Raw genomic sequence first — 18,221 nt, forward strand, 5'->3', positions numbered from 1 at the left:
AAACGGCAAGCGTGGGGAAATCATTCAGAGGCGAACAGAAAAACTGGCTCTGGCCAGGGTCAAACGGTCGGAATATTATAACCAATTTTCCACCTTAAATCCGACCCCTGTTTTGTCCGATTCCCGCTGAACCAGTACACAATCTGCTTTCTTCATATTATTTTTAAAGACCTCCGCTGCCATATTATATGAGGTTTTTGGGGGAAGTCAACCGCCTTCTATTTTCATTTCTATTTGATAAAAACTTGAACTGGTTTTGTAACGATTGACATTGTTCGTCAATCGCATATACTTATGAAAAGGTAGGGAAAATAATGATTCCAGTGCAACTATACATTATCTCTTTTTTGTTGAACTTCACATATACTAATGACATAACATTGGGTGCCCCGGATACGATTAAAATCCTTGTAAATCCAATCAAAGTTACAGAAAAAAATGACACAATCTACGTCGTTGATCAGGAACGCTTGTCAAAAACTATTAAAGAATATACCCTTGATGGATTTTTCATTAAAGCACAGGCCTACGATCCTGTCCTTGACAGCATAATTTTTACCCAAACATCCCTCGCACCTACAACTGAAATAATAAAAATAGCAAGTAAACTGAAATCATCGTTACATCTAGCAAATGCGCATTGGCAGGCTATGTATGTTGAACCAGATAGCACCATATGGTTAGTTTGTAGTTGCTGGGATGGTGATGCATCATGGGATGCGATTCTTGCTTATGAGAAACAGGATACAGTTTTTAAAGTGGCTGGGTATGGACCTGGTTCAGGTGATTTTGACATCACCACTCTGATATTTCCCAGAGAATTTGTATTTTTCTTTTACGTTGGTGATCGTTACGTTTATCTCGTCTTAAATGAAATGCTGTGGCAATATGATCGGCAAGCACGATTTGTTCGTAAAATTGGCAATATACCAAACCAATGCTTTAAAGAACCTTGTGGACTGGCAATTGATAGTCATGGGTTCTTGTATATTACTGACTTTCGTTTAGGAAAAATATGGGAATTCCGGACCGGTGAGGGAAAACTTCAACTAACCTGTTTACCAGTTAGTGATGCAATTCTACCAGAGACTCCAACATTCCTTGCTTATTCATCAACATCTGGATTATGGGTTACAGATGTAAAAAATAAGACAATAAAGAACATCAGACATAGGGAAATACCAAAATCATTTACATTGAATTTGATGAATTACTTCCCGGGTGGAACGGATTATAAATTAGCTGCGGTTGATAGTCTCATACTTTTTTATTATGGAGGATATGTTTTCGTCTACAACACTTCTGGATATGTTCTTAAAAACTATAGGGGTGCTGACCACGGAGGCAAACAAGATGGCATAATAGGTATGGATAACTATGGCTATTTTTATTCATTTAAACGAGGTAAAGATTGGAGTGATATGACTTTCTTTCGAATTGATCCAATGGGTCATGATACCACAATCGTCGTACTACCTGATTCTTTTCAACCATATCGGATGAATTGGGAAAAATTCTATCGCATCGGTGATACCCTATATTTATTTGGAAACAATCAGATTTATCCACCTCAAGGATCTACGAATTTTCGTGGTTTTTATATTTTTATTAGCGATACGTTGAAGTATATGATTGCGGAATCGGAATTCGAAGGAGGATTGCCAAAAACAATAACGGATTTTGTCGTTGATTCATATGGACTTATTTGGGTTGCTGACTTAGACAATAGAACAGTTAAAAGATATAGGCTTCTTCCTAAATAACACATGGCACGATGCTGCTCTTTCTTGTTAATAAATTGAGGTAACTAAAACGAAAATTCATGATTTCTCATTGGAATATTGATCCATGTATAATCGTGTAGATCATCCATTACTTAAAAAATTAATAGAAAAAGCAAGCGGCGACATTAATAAAATAAAAGTAAATGATGCCGATGAAAAATTTTCTTTTAAAATAATTTTAGTGATATTTTTGTTTAAAGCAATTTCGATCTGCCAATCAATAATGGCAATTTTGCAATCGGATCCTACGCTATATCACGAAGCCGGTATACTAACGCGTTCTCTATTAGAACTGTTCATTAATGCAAAATATATAGGTAAAATACCAAAAGAATTAAGTGAGAGGTTCCTGCGATATAATGACGTTTGGCGATATAGATTCAGAGAAGAATTAAGCAGACGTAACCCAAAGTTTGGGAAAAAGCTTAAAAATGGAGATCTCGCTAGGTCCGTCAATCTTGACGATGAATACAAGCAATTTATTACTATATACGGAAAAGATAAGTTAAATAACTGGGCAGGTAAAACCCTAAAAGAAATGGCAAATGAGGTCAACGAAGATTGGCTATATTCAGTAGTCTACAAAATTCATTGCAAATATGTCCATCCAGACATCGATACTTTGACTAGGTATATGCATGTTGATAACTACAAAATCACAATTTATAGAAAAAGTAACCCGGAAGAGGAAAACCGCGTATTGGCAACATGTTTTGGTCTGTTTGCACAATTATATTTATTGTGTGATAAAGAGTTCATTTTGGGCAATGAAGATTGGATCGAAAATTTAGGGAAGAGGTTAACAACAATAGAAGATGAAAATATTATTGGGTCTTTAATAAAACAAAACGAATGTCCATATTGTCATGAGCATACAGTTAAAAATCTTCGCCAATCAGATACCATTACTATAGACACGGAGAACAAACCTGAAATTATTCCTCTTATGAAGTTTGCTTGTGAAAACATTGATTGCCCTCAATGTTTTTATGTCCAAAAAAATCTATATGACAAAATAGTAAGCCAAAATATAAATTCATAATAATAATTTCTAATCGTACTTTATTTCAAACAAACCATACCAACATGGCACAAACATGGCACAAATTTGACATGGCACTTGCGGCGCTTCAAAAACTCACGATATTTCATGTGGTTTGGGGGTGTCCGAAAAAGAGCGTCGGTCTCACATACCGAAGGTCGCTGGTTTCCCATTTCTTCTTTAATCTTCCAATATGAGGAAATGGGATCAATCCCTGCAGCCGTTTGCGGGGACAAATCCAGTACCGCTACCGATTTCGCTCAAATCTTTTTTCTGATTTGACTGCAAAATTGATGGGGCAATTGGGGTCAGCCCTCGAAATTAGAAATTAGTTGACAAAATCTGGAAAAAGAATATAGTGTGAGTATGGCACGTCCCTATCGATTACCAAGTGAAAACTGTCTATACCATATCATGAGCCGGGGCGATGATCGCAAGAAAATCTATAAGGGATCAGGAGATTTCGAAAAATTTATGGGTTACGTGATCCAGGCCAAAGAGCGATACCGGTTCTATCTTTATGCCTATTGTCTAATGCCCAACCATTTTCATCTCCTGCTGGAAACGAGGTTGGCGAACATCTCGGCGATCATGCATTAGATCAAAGGGGTTTATACGGTGTATTATAACCTCCGTCATTAACGCTGCGGGCATCTTTTTCAGGAAGCGAAACCATAACGGCAGCGGTGATCCGCTACTTTAACACAACACTTGATGAACTCAAGAGAAGTAGGACCAGACCATCCAGGGCTCGTCAGACCTTGATCTATCTATTGCGAAAATATATGGCATTGACAAACCGTGAAATCGGTGCAATGGTGGGTATGCGGTTTTCCGCGGTGAGCAAGGCAGGTTTGCAGATAGTGCAACTGATGGCGGTCGATAAAAAAATAAACCGCGATGTTAAAAAGATAATTTCTAATTTCGAGGGCTGACCCCTATGACATTGCGATAATAACGGGGCTGACGAGCAGCGACACTTCTATTCTCTGGACGGTTCCCAATATCCTTTCCGATTCTTGCAAGATCATGATCCGGGCGTATGGGCCGCCCCGCCAGGATGAACAAACGCCCCGCGGCACTGCCTGGGATTTTTCAGATAGCGTCTTTTCAATCGGACCGACAGGAATTGCGGAAAATGACAGAAGTCGGGTTAAGGACTACAGTTTAAAGATTTTACAGAATCCAATTATGAGCAGTAATACAAAAATTCGATATTCACTACCCAGGGGATCAACCGTCAAAATCAGTATCTATAACACATTAGGTCAATGTGAAGATATATTGGTTGATGGCTTTATGGTGCCGGGTATTTATGAACTAACATCTGACAGAACTCTGCCAAGTGGTATCTATTTTATTCAACTATCCTCCCCAGATAAAACCATAACCCAAAAGTTCATAATATTACGATGAAAAATGATTATTACGCCTTTACGCCAATTGGCATGATGACGTAAATCGATATTTGTTTAAGGAAATTCATAAAACTGTTACGTCATTGACTTGCTTCCAATTCTGAATAATATTACGGCATGACCAAAGGCAACGTTTTCAGCGGCATCCAGCCGTCAGGCCGGCTCCATATCGCGAATTATTTGTGCACGATGCGGAACATGATCGCGCTGCAGGACGACTACACCTGCGTTTACGGCATCGTCGACTACCACGCCATGACCGTACCCTTTGATCCTGGAGAAATAGATAAAAATATCTTCAACTGCGCGGTCGATTACCTTGCCGCCGGCATTGATCCGGAAAAGAGCATGCTGATGCTCCAATCCACGGTCTCGGAGCACACTGAGCTGGCCTGGATCCTCAACACGATCACGCCTGTGTCATGGCTCCTGCGCGTGCCGACATTTAAGGAAAAAAGAAAGCAAAACCCGGATTACGTGAACATGGGTTTGCTGGACTACCCGGTCCTGATGGCGGCTGATATAATTCTGTATAAATCCGTGGTCGTACCCGTTGGTGACGACCAGTTACCGCATTTGGAATTGACCAGGGAGATCGTGCGCCGATTCAATGGCTTGTTCGGTGAAACCTTCCCCGAGCCTAAGGAAAAACTCGCCGCCATATCGCGCATCCTGGGTCTCGATGGTGTCAACAAGATGAGCAAATCCCTTGATAACTGCATTTACCTGGATGAAGAAAAAGACGTGATCTGGAAAAAAATCTCAACTGCTGTCACCGACACCGACCGGAAAAAACGGACCGACCCGGGGAATCCCGCCGTATGTAATATCTATACGTTGCACCGCATGCTATCAAGCGATAAAGAAATTGCGTACGTAGATAAAGAATGCCGCGCTGCCGGCATTGGCTGTCTTGACTGCAAAAAGATACTTTTAGAAAACATTGACAAAGCGCTTCAGCCAATCAGGCAAAAACAAGCGGAATTACGGAAGAAAAAGGACTATATTCAAGATGTTTTGAAGGACGGTTCTAAACGGGCAAAGGCCATTGCCGAAAAGACGATGGATGAAGTATATTCAAAGATCGGAATAAAGAAATACCATACATAACATCATAAAAATTCTAAATTCTAAGCACTAAATTCTAAACAATATCTAAATTCAAAATTCTAAACCAATATGCAGGATTTATCATTCTGTATCTTTGCGTTTCGTTTATTGTTTGGTATTTAGGATTTTGTATTTGTTTCGGATTTAGAATTTAGGATTTCGGATTTATTCTAGTACGGTCTTACCTCGTCGTCATGCAGGATCGCCGCCACTGATTGACCCATAAGCTCGATCGAAACGATAAGCCTTCGTCGGCGCGCGTCTTCTTTTTCCAGCACGCCGATCGCGCCGGCCAGTGGTCCCGAGACCACCTGTACGCGCGAACCGACCTTGAGATACGGCAGCGGGTAGATATTGCGGTCGCTGCTCACGAAGATCTTGATCGTCTGGATATCTTCGTCCGGGATCGGTTTAGGTCTTGGTTTTCCGCAGATCATGACCACGCCGGGGGTCCTGAATACCTTAAACCAGTTCTTCTGATCCGAATCCAGCGCCACAAAAATATAATTGGGAAATAATGGCCGCTTCATAACTATCTTCCGGTCGCGGCGCTTGCTCGGGACCAGGATCCGCGGGAAAAATGTGTCCAACCCTTTATCTGACAGCACTTTGTTGACGGCTTTTTCATGGTTGCACTGCGTGTACACGGCGTACCAGCTCATGTCACAGCCACCCGTTACGCCGGTACCATCGGACCGTATCGGCCATTCCATTTGCCAGGTTGTATTGCGGCTTAAAATCGATTTCCCTGGTCAATCGCTCATTGCTGCATAACCAGTAATCCCGGGCCAATTCCCTGACCTTGTCGCGGCAGATGACCCTTTTTTCATTGAGAAAAACATCGCTCAGCAGGCCGCAGAACATGCATACTGCCGTGGGGATGTTTATTTTTATCGGCGGCCTTTTATCCAGCGCCTGCATTATCGCGCGGACCGTTTCATTAAAAGAATAACAGTTGCCGTCGTTCGTGAAGTAGATCCTCCGGTTAAAAAAACCATTACTGGTCAGCTTGATGATCAGCCGGACAAGGTCGCTGACATGCATGAAACTGAAATACTTTTCGCCGGAACCGACGATTGGGCAGAAACCGCTGTTAAGCATCATAATGTACTTAAACATTTCCACGTCGTGGGGTCCATACACACTGGGCGGTCTCAGGATGATATAGTCCAGGCTGCTGGCGGTAACCAGATCCTCGGCAAGCTGCTTGGAACGACCGTAATAGGAATACGCTATTGGTTTGTCATCTTCATTAACCGGCTTTTTCTTGTCGGTAGTGCCGCTGACCGCTTGGGAACTAAGATACAGCAGTTTTCGGACCGATTCTCGTTCCATGGCCGCGATCAGATTCACGGTGCCGACGACATTGGATATGTAATAATCATCAAAACACCGGCCCGTCGTTCTCGCCGCGCAATGGATAACGCCTTCAATACCATCCAGGGATTGGCCCAGCCCTTCCCCGTTTTCTATGTCCCCGAAAAATATTTCAATATTCTTATTGTGCTTGAAGGCCTCAACGTTCGAGGTTCGGCGGACCAGGATCCGCGTCACTTTAGTTTTTGCCAGTTCCAGTACGAGGTTTTTGCCGACAAACCCGCTCGCCCCGGTGACCAGTATCCCTATTCGCGCCATTTTCACTTTATTGACTTATGACCGACCAAAACGCGCCTTATTCGACCAGCATTCGTTTTTTTTCAATTAGGGTTGTTCGGATGTTTTAGAATTGATAGGTTAAAGAGAATTTTTTATTCGAGGTTTTGAAATCGTACATCGCTTCGTCAACGCCGACATCCAGCGAAAAACCGCCGGCCTTGATGCCGCCGCCGAATGTCAGACCGATCCGCTGTCCTTCATAATCGTAAAAATATCCGCCGCGCAGAATGACGAAGTCGAAATAGTTTATCTCCAAACCGATGCCTTTCCAGGCTTCCCTGAATTCATATTCCACGTTTTCAAAGAACGTGTTGTTCTCGCTCGCGAACATGCCGACCAGGATCTTGGTGACCTCGCCATTGAGATTGATCTTCAGTACCCGCGAGTTAAAGGGGCTGACTTTCAAACCAAGACGCAATGTGTACGGCAGCGGATCGGACGAACCGCTCTGGGTATAACTAATGTCTGGTCCGACGTTTTGCAGTACGGTCGACACAGCGAGAAAATTGAAAGGTTTGTATAGTATGCCGGCGTCGAAAGCGTAAGTAACGCCGGTCCCCCCGCTTTCGATACCCAATTCCGGCATCTTTTCGATCACCCAGTCCGGGAACAGGAATGAATAAATGAACTTCCAGCCCAACCCAAGACCAAGGGTAGGCTGCAGTTTCAAACCGTAGTTAAGGCCGACGGCGATATCAAAAGTCGTATATGTTCCCAGGTTCACGCCGTTCTCATTTACCACCTGGGTCTCGCCGGTGGTCAGGTAAATGAGATCGAAACCGAACGTGCCATTCCGGATCGGCCGCGTTACCCCGGTATATTCATAGTACATGCCCTCATGTAGACCGGGCAGCCAGTTCGCATGTTGCAGTGTGGCCATGGTCTTGTCAATAAAAGCCAAGCCCGCTTGATTATAATAACACGCGGTCGCGTCGTCAGCGCTTGCCGAAAACGCTCCCGCCATCGCGGTCGCCCGCGCCCCGGGCCAGATCATGAGGAAAACCGCACCCGGTCTTTGTGCCGTCCAACCCAAGCAAAGGCACAATCCGATAAAAAGCACAACTTTGCGCATTCACAACCTCCTGCTCTTACTGTATTATAACGACATGATCTGAACTGTCAAGGTACTTATGCATGCCGTGATTATGTTATGGAACGATGTGAGCGGAAAAAAACATGAATTATTTTTTTCTCGAGATCTTCAGGAAACGGTGTTTTCCGGCTCTCACAATCACCGGTTTTTCCAGACTGACGACATATGAAAGGTCCTTGATCACCTGGCCATCGATGTCGATCGCCCCTTCTCGCAACTTTCTTTTTGCCTCGGCCCTTGATGCCATGAGTTTGGACTGCACCAGCAGATCGATGATCGGCAATTCGCCGGCCGCGCAGTGGTATTCAGCCAGTTCATCGGGTATTTCCCCTTTAGAAAAAACTTTCTCAAAATCCCGCGCGGTTTTTTCTGCCACGTCCGCCGAATGGTACATGCGCACCAGGGTCTTGGCAAGTTCGAATTTTATATCGCGGGGATTGACCGAATTATTCCGCATCGCGGCGGCATATTCATCCAGCTTATGGGGGAAAATATCAGTGGTCAGTTCAAGATATTTCACGATCAATGTATCCGGCAGCGACATGACTTTGCCAAAAATATCTTTTGCCGGCTCCATGATCCCGATGTGATTGCCATAGCTCTTGCTCATTTTACGCGTGCCGTCCGTGCCCTCGAGTATGGGCATTGTCAAGACCACCTGGGGTTCCATGCCGAGTTCCCGCATGAGTTCACGGCCCACCAGCAGGTTGAACTTCTGGTCGGTGCCTCCCAGTTCAATATCGGCCTTGATCGCGACCGAATCGTAAGCCTGGCATATCGGATAAATGATCTCGTGCATGTATACCGGTATCCCTTCCTTGAGCCGTTGCGAAAAATCATCACGCTCAAGGATCCGGGCAACCGTGTATTTGGATGCGATATCGATGAAATCGTACATGGTCAGCGCACCAAGCCACTTGCTGTTATAAACGAATTCGGTCTTCTTAGGATCAAGGATCTTGAATATCTGTTCCCGGTATTTTGCCATGTTCTTCTTTATGGCATCCCGCGTCAGCTTAGGTCTTGTTTTTGAAAGACCGCTGGGATCACCGATCATTCCGGTAAAATCTCCGACAACCAGCACGGCCGTATGGCCAAGGTCCTGGAACTGGCGGAGCTTCCTCAACTGCACGGCGATACCCAGGTGGATCTCAGGCGCTGAGGGATCAATGCCCAGCTTGATCCGCACGTGGCGGTTCTTTTTCAGTTTTTGGACAAGCTCATCTTCGGAAATAAGCTCAGCGCAGTGACTTTTCATCACCGCCAGCTGTTTTCCGATGTCTCCGTGTTCTTTTTTGTCAATAGTTCGCATAGGTATAAATTATATGGATATTCTCTACTCTGTCAATCCGGTGTATCGCCCCGCAGGATGGCGTTGCCGACATATTGCCGGGCGATCGCAAGCAGTTGTGCCATCTCGGCAGGTTTATAACCCTTAGGATATGATTTTTTCAACCGGGCGTTCCCGGGACGGTAAACTTGCAGCGCCCATTTCCTGGCGCCTGCGATCTTCTCTCCGATCTTTGCGACTGCTTCATCGTCAATAATACCCGGCACGCACGTTGTCCTGAACTCGTAGTCAACGCTGCCATTCATGAGAAAAACGGTTGACGCCTTGACCAGGGCCAGGACTGACCGGTCGCTCTGTGATGTCCGGGCAGCCTTCTCGAGTCCGGTCGCAACCGTATATTTTTTTGGCTCCAGAGGCGCCTTAATGTCCATGGCGACGTAATCGACAAGCCCTTCCTGCACGATAGTTTGCAGACGCTCATTATGATACCCGTGAGTATCAAGTTTCAGGGCTGTGCCGGTAGTCTTCAGCGCGCGCATGAAAGCGACCGCCTGTTCGCCATAAGCCAGCGGTTCGCCGCCGGAAAGAACAACGCCATCGATCCACTTCCTTCTTTTCTTCACATGGGTCAGGATCTTCTCGGCCGGGATCTCGTCATAAGCGTCGCGTTGTTCCAGAAAACCATGGTTCTGGCAGAATGGACAGTGGAAATCGCAGCGGTCAAAAAAAAGCACCATTGAAATCTTCCCGTCCCAGTCGATCAGTGATGTTTCGATAATGGAGCGGATCATTGGCAGTATAAGTGATGCTCTTTATGAAAACCCACGCGGACCGTTCTCAGGGGAATATTTTACCGGGGTTGAGCAGGTTAGCGGGATCAAAGATCTTTTTTATCTGTTTCATCTTGTCGATCGCGGTTTTATCGAGGGCAAGCGTAATAAAATCAACCTTAGACAGACCGACCCCGTGCTCCGCGGTGATCGTCCCGCCAAGGTCCACAGTTATCCGGTACATTTCCCGGCGCACCAGCATGACCCATGCATCTGCCGGTCTTTCCCTTTGCTCATGCCGGCCGCGGATGCCGATATCAGCGTGGATATTACCGTCCCCGAGATGGCCGAAAGCAAAGAGCGTTGTCTTATAGTTCCGCGCGCAAGTCTGCAGCGATCTGATAAGCTCGGGTATGCGGTTCCTGGGCACGACCAGATCTTCACGGGCGATGATCGCAGCTTGAGATTTCAGCGCCTCGCCGATCTTTCTCCGGATTTCCCATATCTTTTCACGGTCGGCCGCACTTTTCCCGACGACCACGTCGCGCGCCCCGGCTCGCAGCGCCATCTCTCCGATCCGGTCATATTCAATCCGCAGCTGGTTTCTGTCGTTGCCGTCAAGTTCTACGATCAGGTGGGCGTTGGCGTCGCTGAATGGTGCCTGCCTTTTAAGATAATCGCCGACCGTCCGCACGACTTCTCCCTCCATAAACTCGATGACCGCTGGTAAATGACCATCGGCAATGACCGACTGCGCGAACAATGATGCCTGGTCCACGCTATCCAGCGGCACCAAAAGGTCGATGATCTCCCTCGGTCTGGACAGGACGCGGATCGTTGCTTCCGTGACCACGGCCAGGGTACCTTCGGAACCGACGATCAGGTCGATAAGGTCATAACCGGTCACGTTCTTTAGCAGTTTGCCGCCCAGGCGCATGATGGTCCCGTCGCATAACACGATCTCCAGACCGGTGACATAGTTTTTCGTGACACCGTACTTCATGGCGCGCGGTCCCCCCGCATTTTCTGCGATATTACCGCCGATGGTGCATGAATCAAGGCTTACCGGATCAGGCGGGAAGAACAGCCCGACTTGCGCCAGGGCTTTGTCCAGCTCGCCGTTCACGACGCCGGGTTCCACGACCGCCATGAGATTGGCCTGATCGATATCCTTGACGCGGTTCATCCGTTCCAGCGATAGCACGATCCCGCCGCGCACGGGTACGGCACCAGCCGACAGCGATGTACCTCCTCCCCGTGGGGTGATAGGAGTCGCATGATCATGGGCGAGTTTCATCACGGCAGAAACCTCGGCGGTCGAAGCCGGTTTCACCACCAGCGCCGGTATTGCCGAATATCCCGGGGTTTCGTCATGGGTGTAATTTTCCAGTGCATCACCATCGGTGATAACGTGCTTCGGTCCGACGATGTCCTTTATTTGAGCAACGATATCATTGTTCAGCTGAATAATATGTGAGGGGCTCATCAGAGGTTTTTCTATTCGAATTTGAAAGATCCGCCGGCAAAGATCTCCAGGCATGCGTCCACCACGGTGGGATCGTATAAAGTTCCCCGATTCTGGGTGATCTCTTCCAGGGCCTGTTCGATCCCCTTGGCCGGCCGGTAGGGCCGGTGGGAAGACATGGCTTCGACGACATCGGCGACCGTCAGTATGCGCGCCTCGGGAATGATCTGATCGCCATTTAATCCAGCAGGATATCCCGAACCATTGAGGCGCTCGTGATGCTGCAGAACCATTTTGACCACGGGCCAGGGAAATTCGATGTTTTTAATAATATCGGCCGCGGTCTGGGGGTGGGTTTTCACGATGCTGTATTCAACACTGGTCAGCTTTGTCGGTTTGCTCAGGATCTCGGTCGGAACGTAGATCTTGCCGATATCATGCAAAGTCCCGCCGACTCGTATCCCGTCGATCAGGTTGTCATCAAAACCCATATGCCTGGCGATCGCTACGGCGAGTAAAGTTACCCGGCGCTGATGCCCGGCCGTGTACGGATCTTTCTTTTCGGCGGCGGCGGCAAGCGAGATCACAATGCCATCCAGAGCTTTTTTAAGCTTTTCAAAACCGTCTTTTACGTCGTGTTCAACCTTTTTACGGTCCGTAATATCAGTGATGATCCCCATGATCGCCGGCGCACCGGCAAGGGTAATGACCTTGGTCGTAAGGATCGCGTCAATTCTCTTCCCGTTCTTGCCGACCAGCGTGTAATCGTAGGGTTCAATATCCTCGCCTTTAAAATGGCGGGCGAGATTCTCACTTATCCTCACTTTATCCTCATGAGCGATCAGGTTCATGAAATCAAAATTAGGGTCGTAGAATTCATCCTTGGAATAGCCCAGGATCTCGGTGCACTTTTCGTTGGCATAAAGGACCGCGCCTTTATGGTAAATAAATATCATGTTCGGTGATTTCTCGGCCAGCATCCGGAATTTTTCCTCCGATTCCGAGAGCGACTCAAAAACATATCGGCGTTCCACCGCATTGGTGAATATTTCGCCGACAACCCTCAAGATGGTCACGGTATCATCGGTCCACTGTTTCTCCTCCGTCACCGCGTCGAATCCGACAAAACCGATTATGTGACCGCCAAAGACCATGGGTACAAGCACTATCGATTTGATGAGTTCGTAGTCGAACTCCTCCTTCTCGGCCCTGGCTTCCGGCGGCAAATCTGCCACGCGCGGTACCACGATCGTTTCCAATCTCCTAAGCTGTTCCATGATCCAGGGAAAAGTCGTGACCGGAATACCCTGCAGTCTTTGCATCTGCGCCTCCACGCCGTCCGCGCACCACTCATGGGTGTTGGACATCGTGGACCCGTCGGCCGAGAACAGGAACACGTAGCTCCTGCTGGCGCCGGCGAACTGGCCGATCGTCAACAGCGCATTTTCGATCGCCGCGTCGATCTCATTGGACATGATGTTGATGAACTGCGTTGAGATCGTGGTCACGACCTTTTCAAAATCCAGATGGTATTTGATCGTCCTCCCGGCTTTCACCCTTTCCGTGATATTGGTGACCACCGCGATCGCGCCGGCGTATTTGCCGTCTTCGCTGAGGATCGGGGCTGTTTCCATAAGGGTGTGTATCCGCGAACCGTTCTTGGTGATGAACTCGAACTCGTGCTGTTCGGTAATACCATGCTTGCGACGCTCGACAAGATCCTGGGTTGCTTCAAGGGCTTTCTCATCGACAAAATTGAATAGCGATTTGCCCATCATTTCCTGCGGCTGATAGCCAAGCATCATTGCCATCCGGGGATTAACGAAAGTCGTATTGCTTTCGGCGTCGATAGCCCACACCCCTTCGCGCGTCAATTCGACGAGCTGGCGGTATTTTCTTTCGCTTTTCAGCAACGCTTCTTCGGCGATCTTGCGCTCCGTGATGTCGATCATGAGACCAACGATCTCCAGTGGTTCGCCATGATTGTCGCGGACCAGCCGCATTTCGTCGCGTACCCAGATATAGTGTTTGTCGCGGCATTGGAACCGGTAATCGTACGCGTAACTGCCGAGTTCGTGCACGTAATGGATCTCCCCGAGGATGCGTTCCCTATCATCGGCGTGAATATGTTCCAGCCAAAAGATAGAACTGGCGGTGAAATCGCGCGGTTCATGCCCCGTGATCTGCCGGACGTTATCGCTCACGAAGGTTGCGCCGTAATCGCCGATGGCATGGCTGGTGTAGACGACCGCGGTCATTGAAGCCAGGAGGAATTTTAGACGTTCGTTCGCCACCTGGATCCTTTGCTCGGCGTACTTGCGCTCCGTTATGTCGGCGCATGCGCCAACCATTCGGCGCGCTTTTCCATCGGCGTCCCTTAAAGCCGTGCCGCGGTCGATCCAGTGCCTGATGGTCCCATCCTTTCGCACGATCCGGTACTCGGTGTTATACGGCTCGCCGGCGCGCAGATGCTTTTCCACTTCCTGCATTACCCGGTCGTGGTCGGCTGGATGCATTATATTCTCCCACGCCTGGATCGTCCGTGGAAATTCGTTGAGCCCATACCCGACCAGCGCGTCGATCTCTCCGAACCATTCGAGCCGTCCGGACGCCAAATCCCAATCCCAGATAAGATCCGACGCGCTCTGGGCCGCAATCCGGAACCTCTCCTCGCTGCTTTTCAACGCGTTCTGCGTTTTCTTTTCCTCCGTGACATCGCGGATCTCGGTGATTATCTTGACCACCTTGCCATCCTCGATCACGGGGGTTTTCCGCGTGTCGGTGATAAATTCCTTTCCCCCTATCTTGGTCGTCTCCTCCGTAAACAGCATTTTCCCGGTCTCAAAGATATGATGGTATTCTTCGCGTATGGTGTCGGATAAAAAAGCAAAAACCTCGAAAAGGTTCTTCCCCAGGACGTCGACCGTAAGGTTCAGTTCCTGGTTCCACTTTCTGAAAGTGTCGTTGAACATGATGATGCGGCACTCGGCGTCGATGACATGGATCGCGTCCAGCATCGAATTAAGGGTCGTCCGGTACTCGGTCTCGGATTTGACCAGCAAAGCTTCCTGGTGCTTTCTTTCGGTAATATCAATGCAGGCGGCAAAGCATCCGATGGCAGTTCCGGTCTCATCCTGCCTTGCATAAGCGTAAATGCTGACCGGCGTCTTGCTACCATTAGGATCCATGACCGTGGATTCAAGCCTTTTCACTTGCTTGCCAGCAGTGATGAGTTCACGATAATACTCCTCGTGAAAAGCCGGACATAGATCGGCAATCAGTTTTCCAATGAGCGAATCCTTAGAGCATTTGCATAATTCTTCGAATCCCTTATTGACATCCAATATTACACCGAGCGGACTCAGGTACACGATGGGAATCGGCAGAAAACACCACATATCGTTAATATACTTCTCTAATTCAAAAAGGTCCTGATCAATCGCTCTGGATTCTTCACGCATTATTTCATCACCACCGGAAGAAGTATTCATGGACATCGTCTCCTTTGAATATACATTTTGTTTCTTCCACCTTCACGTCATACTTTGGGAAATTGTGTTGAACCAGTCTACGGAAAAAACCTTCAAGATACCTGCAATATATCGAATGGACTTTAAAATTAATGAGCTCGAGTGTAACAATATGATCGTTTTCATTAAACCTGACAGGGTTTATCCGACCCACTGAATAATATTTCGACCAATAAACAGGTGCACTATTGAAGACTGCTCGTGGCGACGCAAAGAACTTCGCCAACAACCTGATTATGAATGAGTGTTTGGATCCGACATCACCCATCGCGTGGAAATCGCGGTCCTGCCACCCGAAAAAATCACGCATCATTACCATGGACAGCGCTCGCGTCCGCAAAGGCACCCACGCCATGGCGCGGACTGCATCGTACGACAACTGGATGCCGTAAGATTCGAGGGCCGATTCTATCCGGCGCAAACCGTCGCTTCCGATGGCGGTGCGGATATATTCTGCGTCCGTCTGAAATGCCGCTCCCCTGATTTCGCCGGGGATTTCAATATAGCTTTTGAACTCCGGTTCCGGGATCATGCTGCTTTATTCCAGAACATAGGATTTCTCACGGAACAACCGCACGCAGGCATCGACCACGACGGGGTCGAACGCCGTGCCCCGCTTGTTGATGATCTCGGCCAGGGCTGCATCAATGCCCAACGCCGCGCGGTAAGGACGGTGGGCGGCGATCGCTTCAACCACGTCAGCGACGCCCAGCACCCGTGCTTCCAGCAGGATGGATTCTCCTCGCAGTCCGTTCGGGTACCCCGATCCGTTATAGCGCTCGTGATGCTGGAGCAGGATCTGAGCTATCGGCCAGGGGAAATTTATCTCCTTGAGGATATCGTGACCGACCTGCGAATGCATCTTTACCAGCGCGTACTCGATCTCGCTTAGTGCCGACGGTTTGCTCAGGATCTCCGCTGGTGCCGAGATCTTACCGATATCATGCACGAGCCCGGCCAGCCGGATACCCTCGATCTGGTTGGAGGTCAAACCCATTTCCTGGGCGATCGCGCACGCGAGTTTTGTCACCTGGCGCTGATGACCGGCCGTGTACGCGTCCTTCATTTCCACCACTTTGGCGATCGCCTTGATCGTATCGCTGAGCAGGTTCTGCAACTTCGCGAGACTGAATTGCAGATCGGTTTGCGCCCGGATCCGGTCGGTCACGTCGGTGATGAAAACCAGGTCGGCGATCGCACCCTGATAGGGCACGACATCCGCATTGACCTCGGCGTTGATCATCCGACCGTCCTTATGACGCAGGACCATGTCATAATGTTTTTCCACATTTTCACCTTCAAGCCGGAGCTTGTACCGCTCGACGATCCTCTCGATCTCGTCGGGGTGAACATACTGCGTGAATTGGGTGCCCACGAATTCTTCGATCGCAAATCCAAAGATCTCGGCCATCCGGGGATTCGCGTACTTGATGATGCCATCCTGGATGACGACAATGCCATCGTTGGCTCGTTCCACCAGATTGCGGTATTTTTCCTCGCTTTCGCGGATCGACTCTTCGGCAAGCTTGCGGCTGGTTATATCTTCGATGATGCCGTCGATGTACTGCAGCGTGCCGTTTTCATCGAACTTTCCCATTGCCGTGATCGCTCCCCAGAAGGACGAACCATTCCGCCTTTTGAAAAGGAATTCCTCGTTCCTGACCAGGGTGTTAGAACTGACAAGCGCCCTCAATCTTTCACGGTCTTCGGTGCGGTCATATAGATCGATGACATTACATTTCATGAATTCTTCGCTGTTTTCATAACCGAATATCCTGACGACCGCCGGATTAACGTCGACGAACCTGCCTTTTGCGTCGGCCGTGCTCCGGAAGACGCCCATGCTCAAACGGTCCATGAGGCTGCGGTATTTTTCCTCGGTTGTCTTCAACTCGGCAGTGCGTTCGCTGACCAGCTGTTCCAGCTCTTTTCTTGCGTCCATGAGCTGTTTCTCGACCTTCCGGCGCTGGATGAGCTCTTCCTGGAATTGTATGTACAACCGGCAGTTCTCGATCGCCACGGCCGCAAGGTTCGCGAAGATCTCCAGTGATTGGAACGCTTCATGTCCCGGCCGCAGGTTGTCAAAAGGCTGGTCCACCGACAGGAGAATGTAGTTATTCCCCTGCCGCAGTTCGATGACCGCGAAGAAGGCGTCCTGGGGATGCCATGACATCTTGCCGAGCACCGGCTGGTCTCCGATGGGCTCATATCGGTTGGTCGCCGCACGGTATTGAACGGCTCGCCATTCGACATCACCGTGGGGTATGAAATAGCACCGGCCGACACGGTAACGCTCCTGGAGAAGTGCCGTAAAATCCTTCCAGGTCATTTGCACCAGGGCTGTCTCGAGTTGATCTTTTGCCTCATCACCCAGACCGGCCGAAGCGACGACCCGTGTCCTGGACATTGTCGGTTCCACCAGGCTCAGCACGACCAGGTTGAATCCCAGAGAATCACGGGCGGTCTTGACCATGGTATCCAGTAGCGAGTCCAGATCGAGATCGATGAGCAGCGAGTTGGCGACGTCGAGGATCCGGTTCAGTTGCCGGATACGCGCTTCCAGTTTATGCACCGTATCGCGCCATGACAGTTCATCGTCGCGATGTGTAGCGTCTATCCCTGCAAGTTCATTGACCCGCTGGCGCAGTCTCTGCAACTCGCCCAGTAGCTGCTCCTTTGATTTGTTGGCATCAGGATCGAACATAACTATTCTCCTCTAAGCTGCAACGTTCAGTGCGACCTAAGCTAATGAAATATACTACCAAAAAGCTGCAGTGTCAAGGGATAACCTGAGCGCTTGGGGTAATGACAATGCAACAAAAATCCCGTTAGGGGAGTGTGATCCCCTAACGGGATTTTTGTCCGTAATCGGTATTAAAGAGCTTTCCAGATAATTTCCTGTAAACCCAGAACGTTGAGCTTACCACCGCCTTTATCGGCGACCGCGGTCGCCGCGGGGATCTGGCATCATGTTTTCGTACGTGTTGATTTGCCTGCAAAGAGCGAATGTGAATCGCCGACAACTTGGATTGCCTCCGACCGATGTCAGCGGGAACCTGCAT

The 18,221-nt window shown here is 48.6% G+C and carries 14 protein-coding genes; 5 read left to right on the forward strand and 9 right to left on the reverse strand.

Annotated elements, in window-relative coordinates:
* Positions 1 to 314 precede the first annotated feature (314 nt).
* From VF399_07510 to trpS, 5 genes are all read left to right on the forward strand, one after another.
* Complete coding sequence (locus VF399_07510; protein ID HEX7320185.1) at positions 315 to 1,763, forward strand: hypothetical protein; 1,449 nt, start codon at positions 315 to 317, stop codon at positions 1,761 to 1,763.
* 85 nt (positions 1,764 to 1,848) lie between these two features.
* Positions 1,849 to 2,826, forward strand: coding sequence for a DUF5677 domain-containing protein (locus VF399_07515; GenBank protein HEX7320186.1), 978 nt, complete (start codon positions 1,849 to 1,851; stop codon positions 2,824 to 2,826).
* A gap of 366 nt (positions 2,827 to 3,192) precedes the next feature.
* Positions 3,193 to 3,426, forward strand: coding sequence for a transposase (locus tag VF399_07520; protein ID HEX7320187.1), 234 nt, complete (start codon positions 3,193 to 3,195; stop codon positions 3,424 to 3,426).
* A 74-nt stretch (positions 3,427 to 3,500) separates the two neighbouring features.
* On the forward strand, positions 3,501 to 3,761 hold the full coding sequence (locus VF399_07525) for a helix-turn-helix domain-containing protein (GenBank protein ID HEX7320188.1): 261 nt from the start codon (positions 3,501 to 3,503) through the stop codon (positions 3,759 to 3,761).
* A gap of 600 nt (positions 3,762 to 4,361) precedes the next feature.
* Positions 4,362 to 5,354 carry a tryptophan--tRNA ligase gene (trpS, locus tag VF399_07530; GenBank protein HEX7320189.1) on the forward strand — a complete coding sequence of 331 codons (993 nt, stop codon included), beginning with the start codon at positions 4,362 to 4,364 and terminating at the stop codon, positions 5,352 to 5,354.
* Between the two features lie 170 nt (positions 5,355 to 5,524).
* Here trpS and VF399_07535 read toward each other — a convergent pair whose 3' ends face one another.
* The 9 genes from VF399_07535 to VF399_07575 form a co-directional block, all read right to left on the reverse strand.
* A complete protein-coding gene (locus VF399_07535; GenBank protein HEX7320190.1) occupies positions 5,525 to 6,067 on the reverse strand; it encodes a UpxY family transcription antiterminator in 543 nt (180 codons plus the stop codon).
* Positions 6,018 to 6,989, reverse strand: a complete 972-nt coding sequence (locus tag VF399_07540; protein ID HEX7320191.1) for an NAD(P)-dependent oxidoreductase — start codon at positions 6,987 to 6,989, stop codon at positions 6,018 to 6,020. The genes VF399_07535 and VF399_07540 overlap by 50 nt, the downstream gene beginning before the upstream one ends.
* An 85-nt stretch (positions 6,990 to 7,074) precedes the next feature.
* Complete coding sequence (locus tag VF399_07545; GenBank protein ID HEX7320192.1) at positions 7,075 to 8,082, reverse strand: PorV/PorQ family protein; 1,008 nt, start codon at positions 8,080 to 8,082, stop codon at positions 7,075 to 7,077.
* Positions 8,083 to 8,191: 109 nt separating this feature from the next.
* Entirely contained in the window at positions 8,192 to 9,415 is a 1,224-nt protein-coding gene (gene tyrS / locus VF399_07550) for a tyrosine--tRNA ligase (GenBank protein HEX7320193.1), read from the reverse strand.
* Between the two features lie 32 nt (positions 9,416 to 9,447).
* Positions 9,448 to 10,185, reverse strand: a complete 738-nt coding sequence (locus VF399_07555; GenBank protein HEX7320194.1) for an anaerobic ribonucleoside-triphosphate reductase activating protein — start codon at positions 10,183 to 10,185, stop codon at positions 9,448 to 9,450.
* Between the two features lie 46 nt (positions 10,186 to 10,231).
* Positions 10,232 to 11,704, reverse strand: a complete 1,473-nt coding sequence (locus VF399_07560; GenBank protein ID HEX7320195.1) for an FAD-linked oxidase C-terminal domain-containing protein — start codon at positions 11,702 to 11,704, stop codon at positions 10,232 to 10,234.
* On the reverse strand, positions 11,662 to 15,120 hold the full coding sequence (locus tag VF399_07565) for a PAS domain S-box protein (GenBank protein ID HEX7320196.1): 3,459 nt from the start codon (positions 15,118 to 15,120) through the stop codon (positions 11,662 to 11,664). Before VF399_07565 ends, VF399_07560 begins: the two co-directional genes overlap by 43 nt.
* Positions 15,098 to 15,691, reverse strand: a complete 594-nt coding sequence (locus VF399_07570) for a hypothetical protein (protein ID HEX7320197.1) — start codon at positions 15,689 to 15,691, stop codon at positions 15,098 to 15,100. The genes VF399_07565 and VF399_07570 overlap by 23 nt, the downstream gene beginning before the upstream one ends.
* 6 nt (positions 15,692 to 15,697) lie before the next feature.
* On the reverse strand, positions 15,698 to 17,863 hold the full coding sequence (locus VF399_07575) for a PAS domain S-box protein (GenBank protein ID HEX7320198.1): 2,166 nt from the start codon (positions 17,861 to 17,863) through the stop codon (positions 15,698 to 15,700).
* Between the last annotated feature and the right edge of the window lie 358 nt (positions 17,864 to 18,221).

This window comes from bacterium (assembly GCA_036382775.1).
GTDB lineage: Bacteria > Hydrothermota > Tepidihabitantia > SM23-42 > JAOAFX01 > DASVHD01.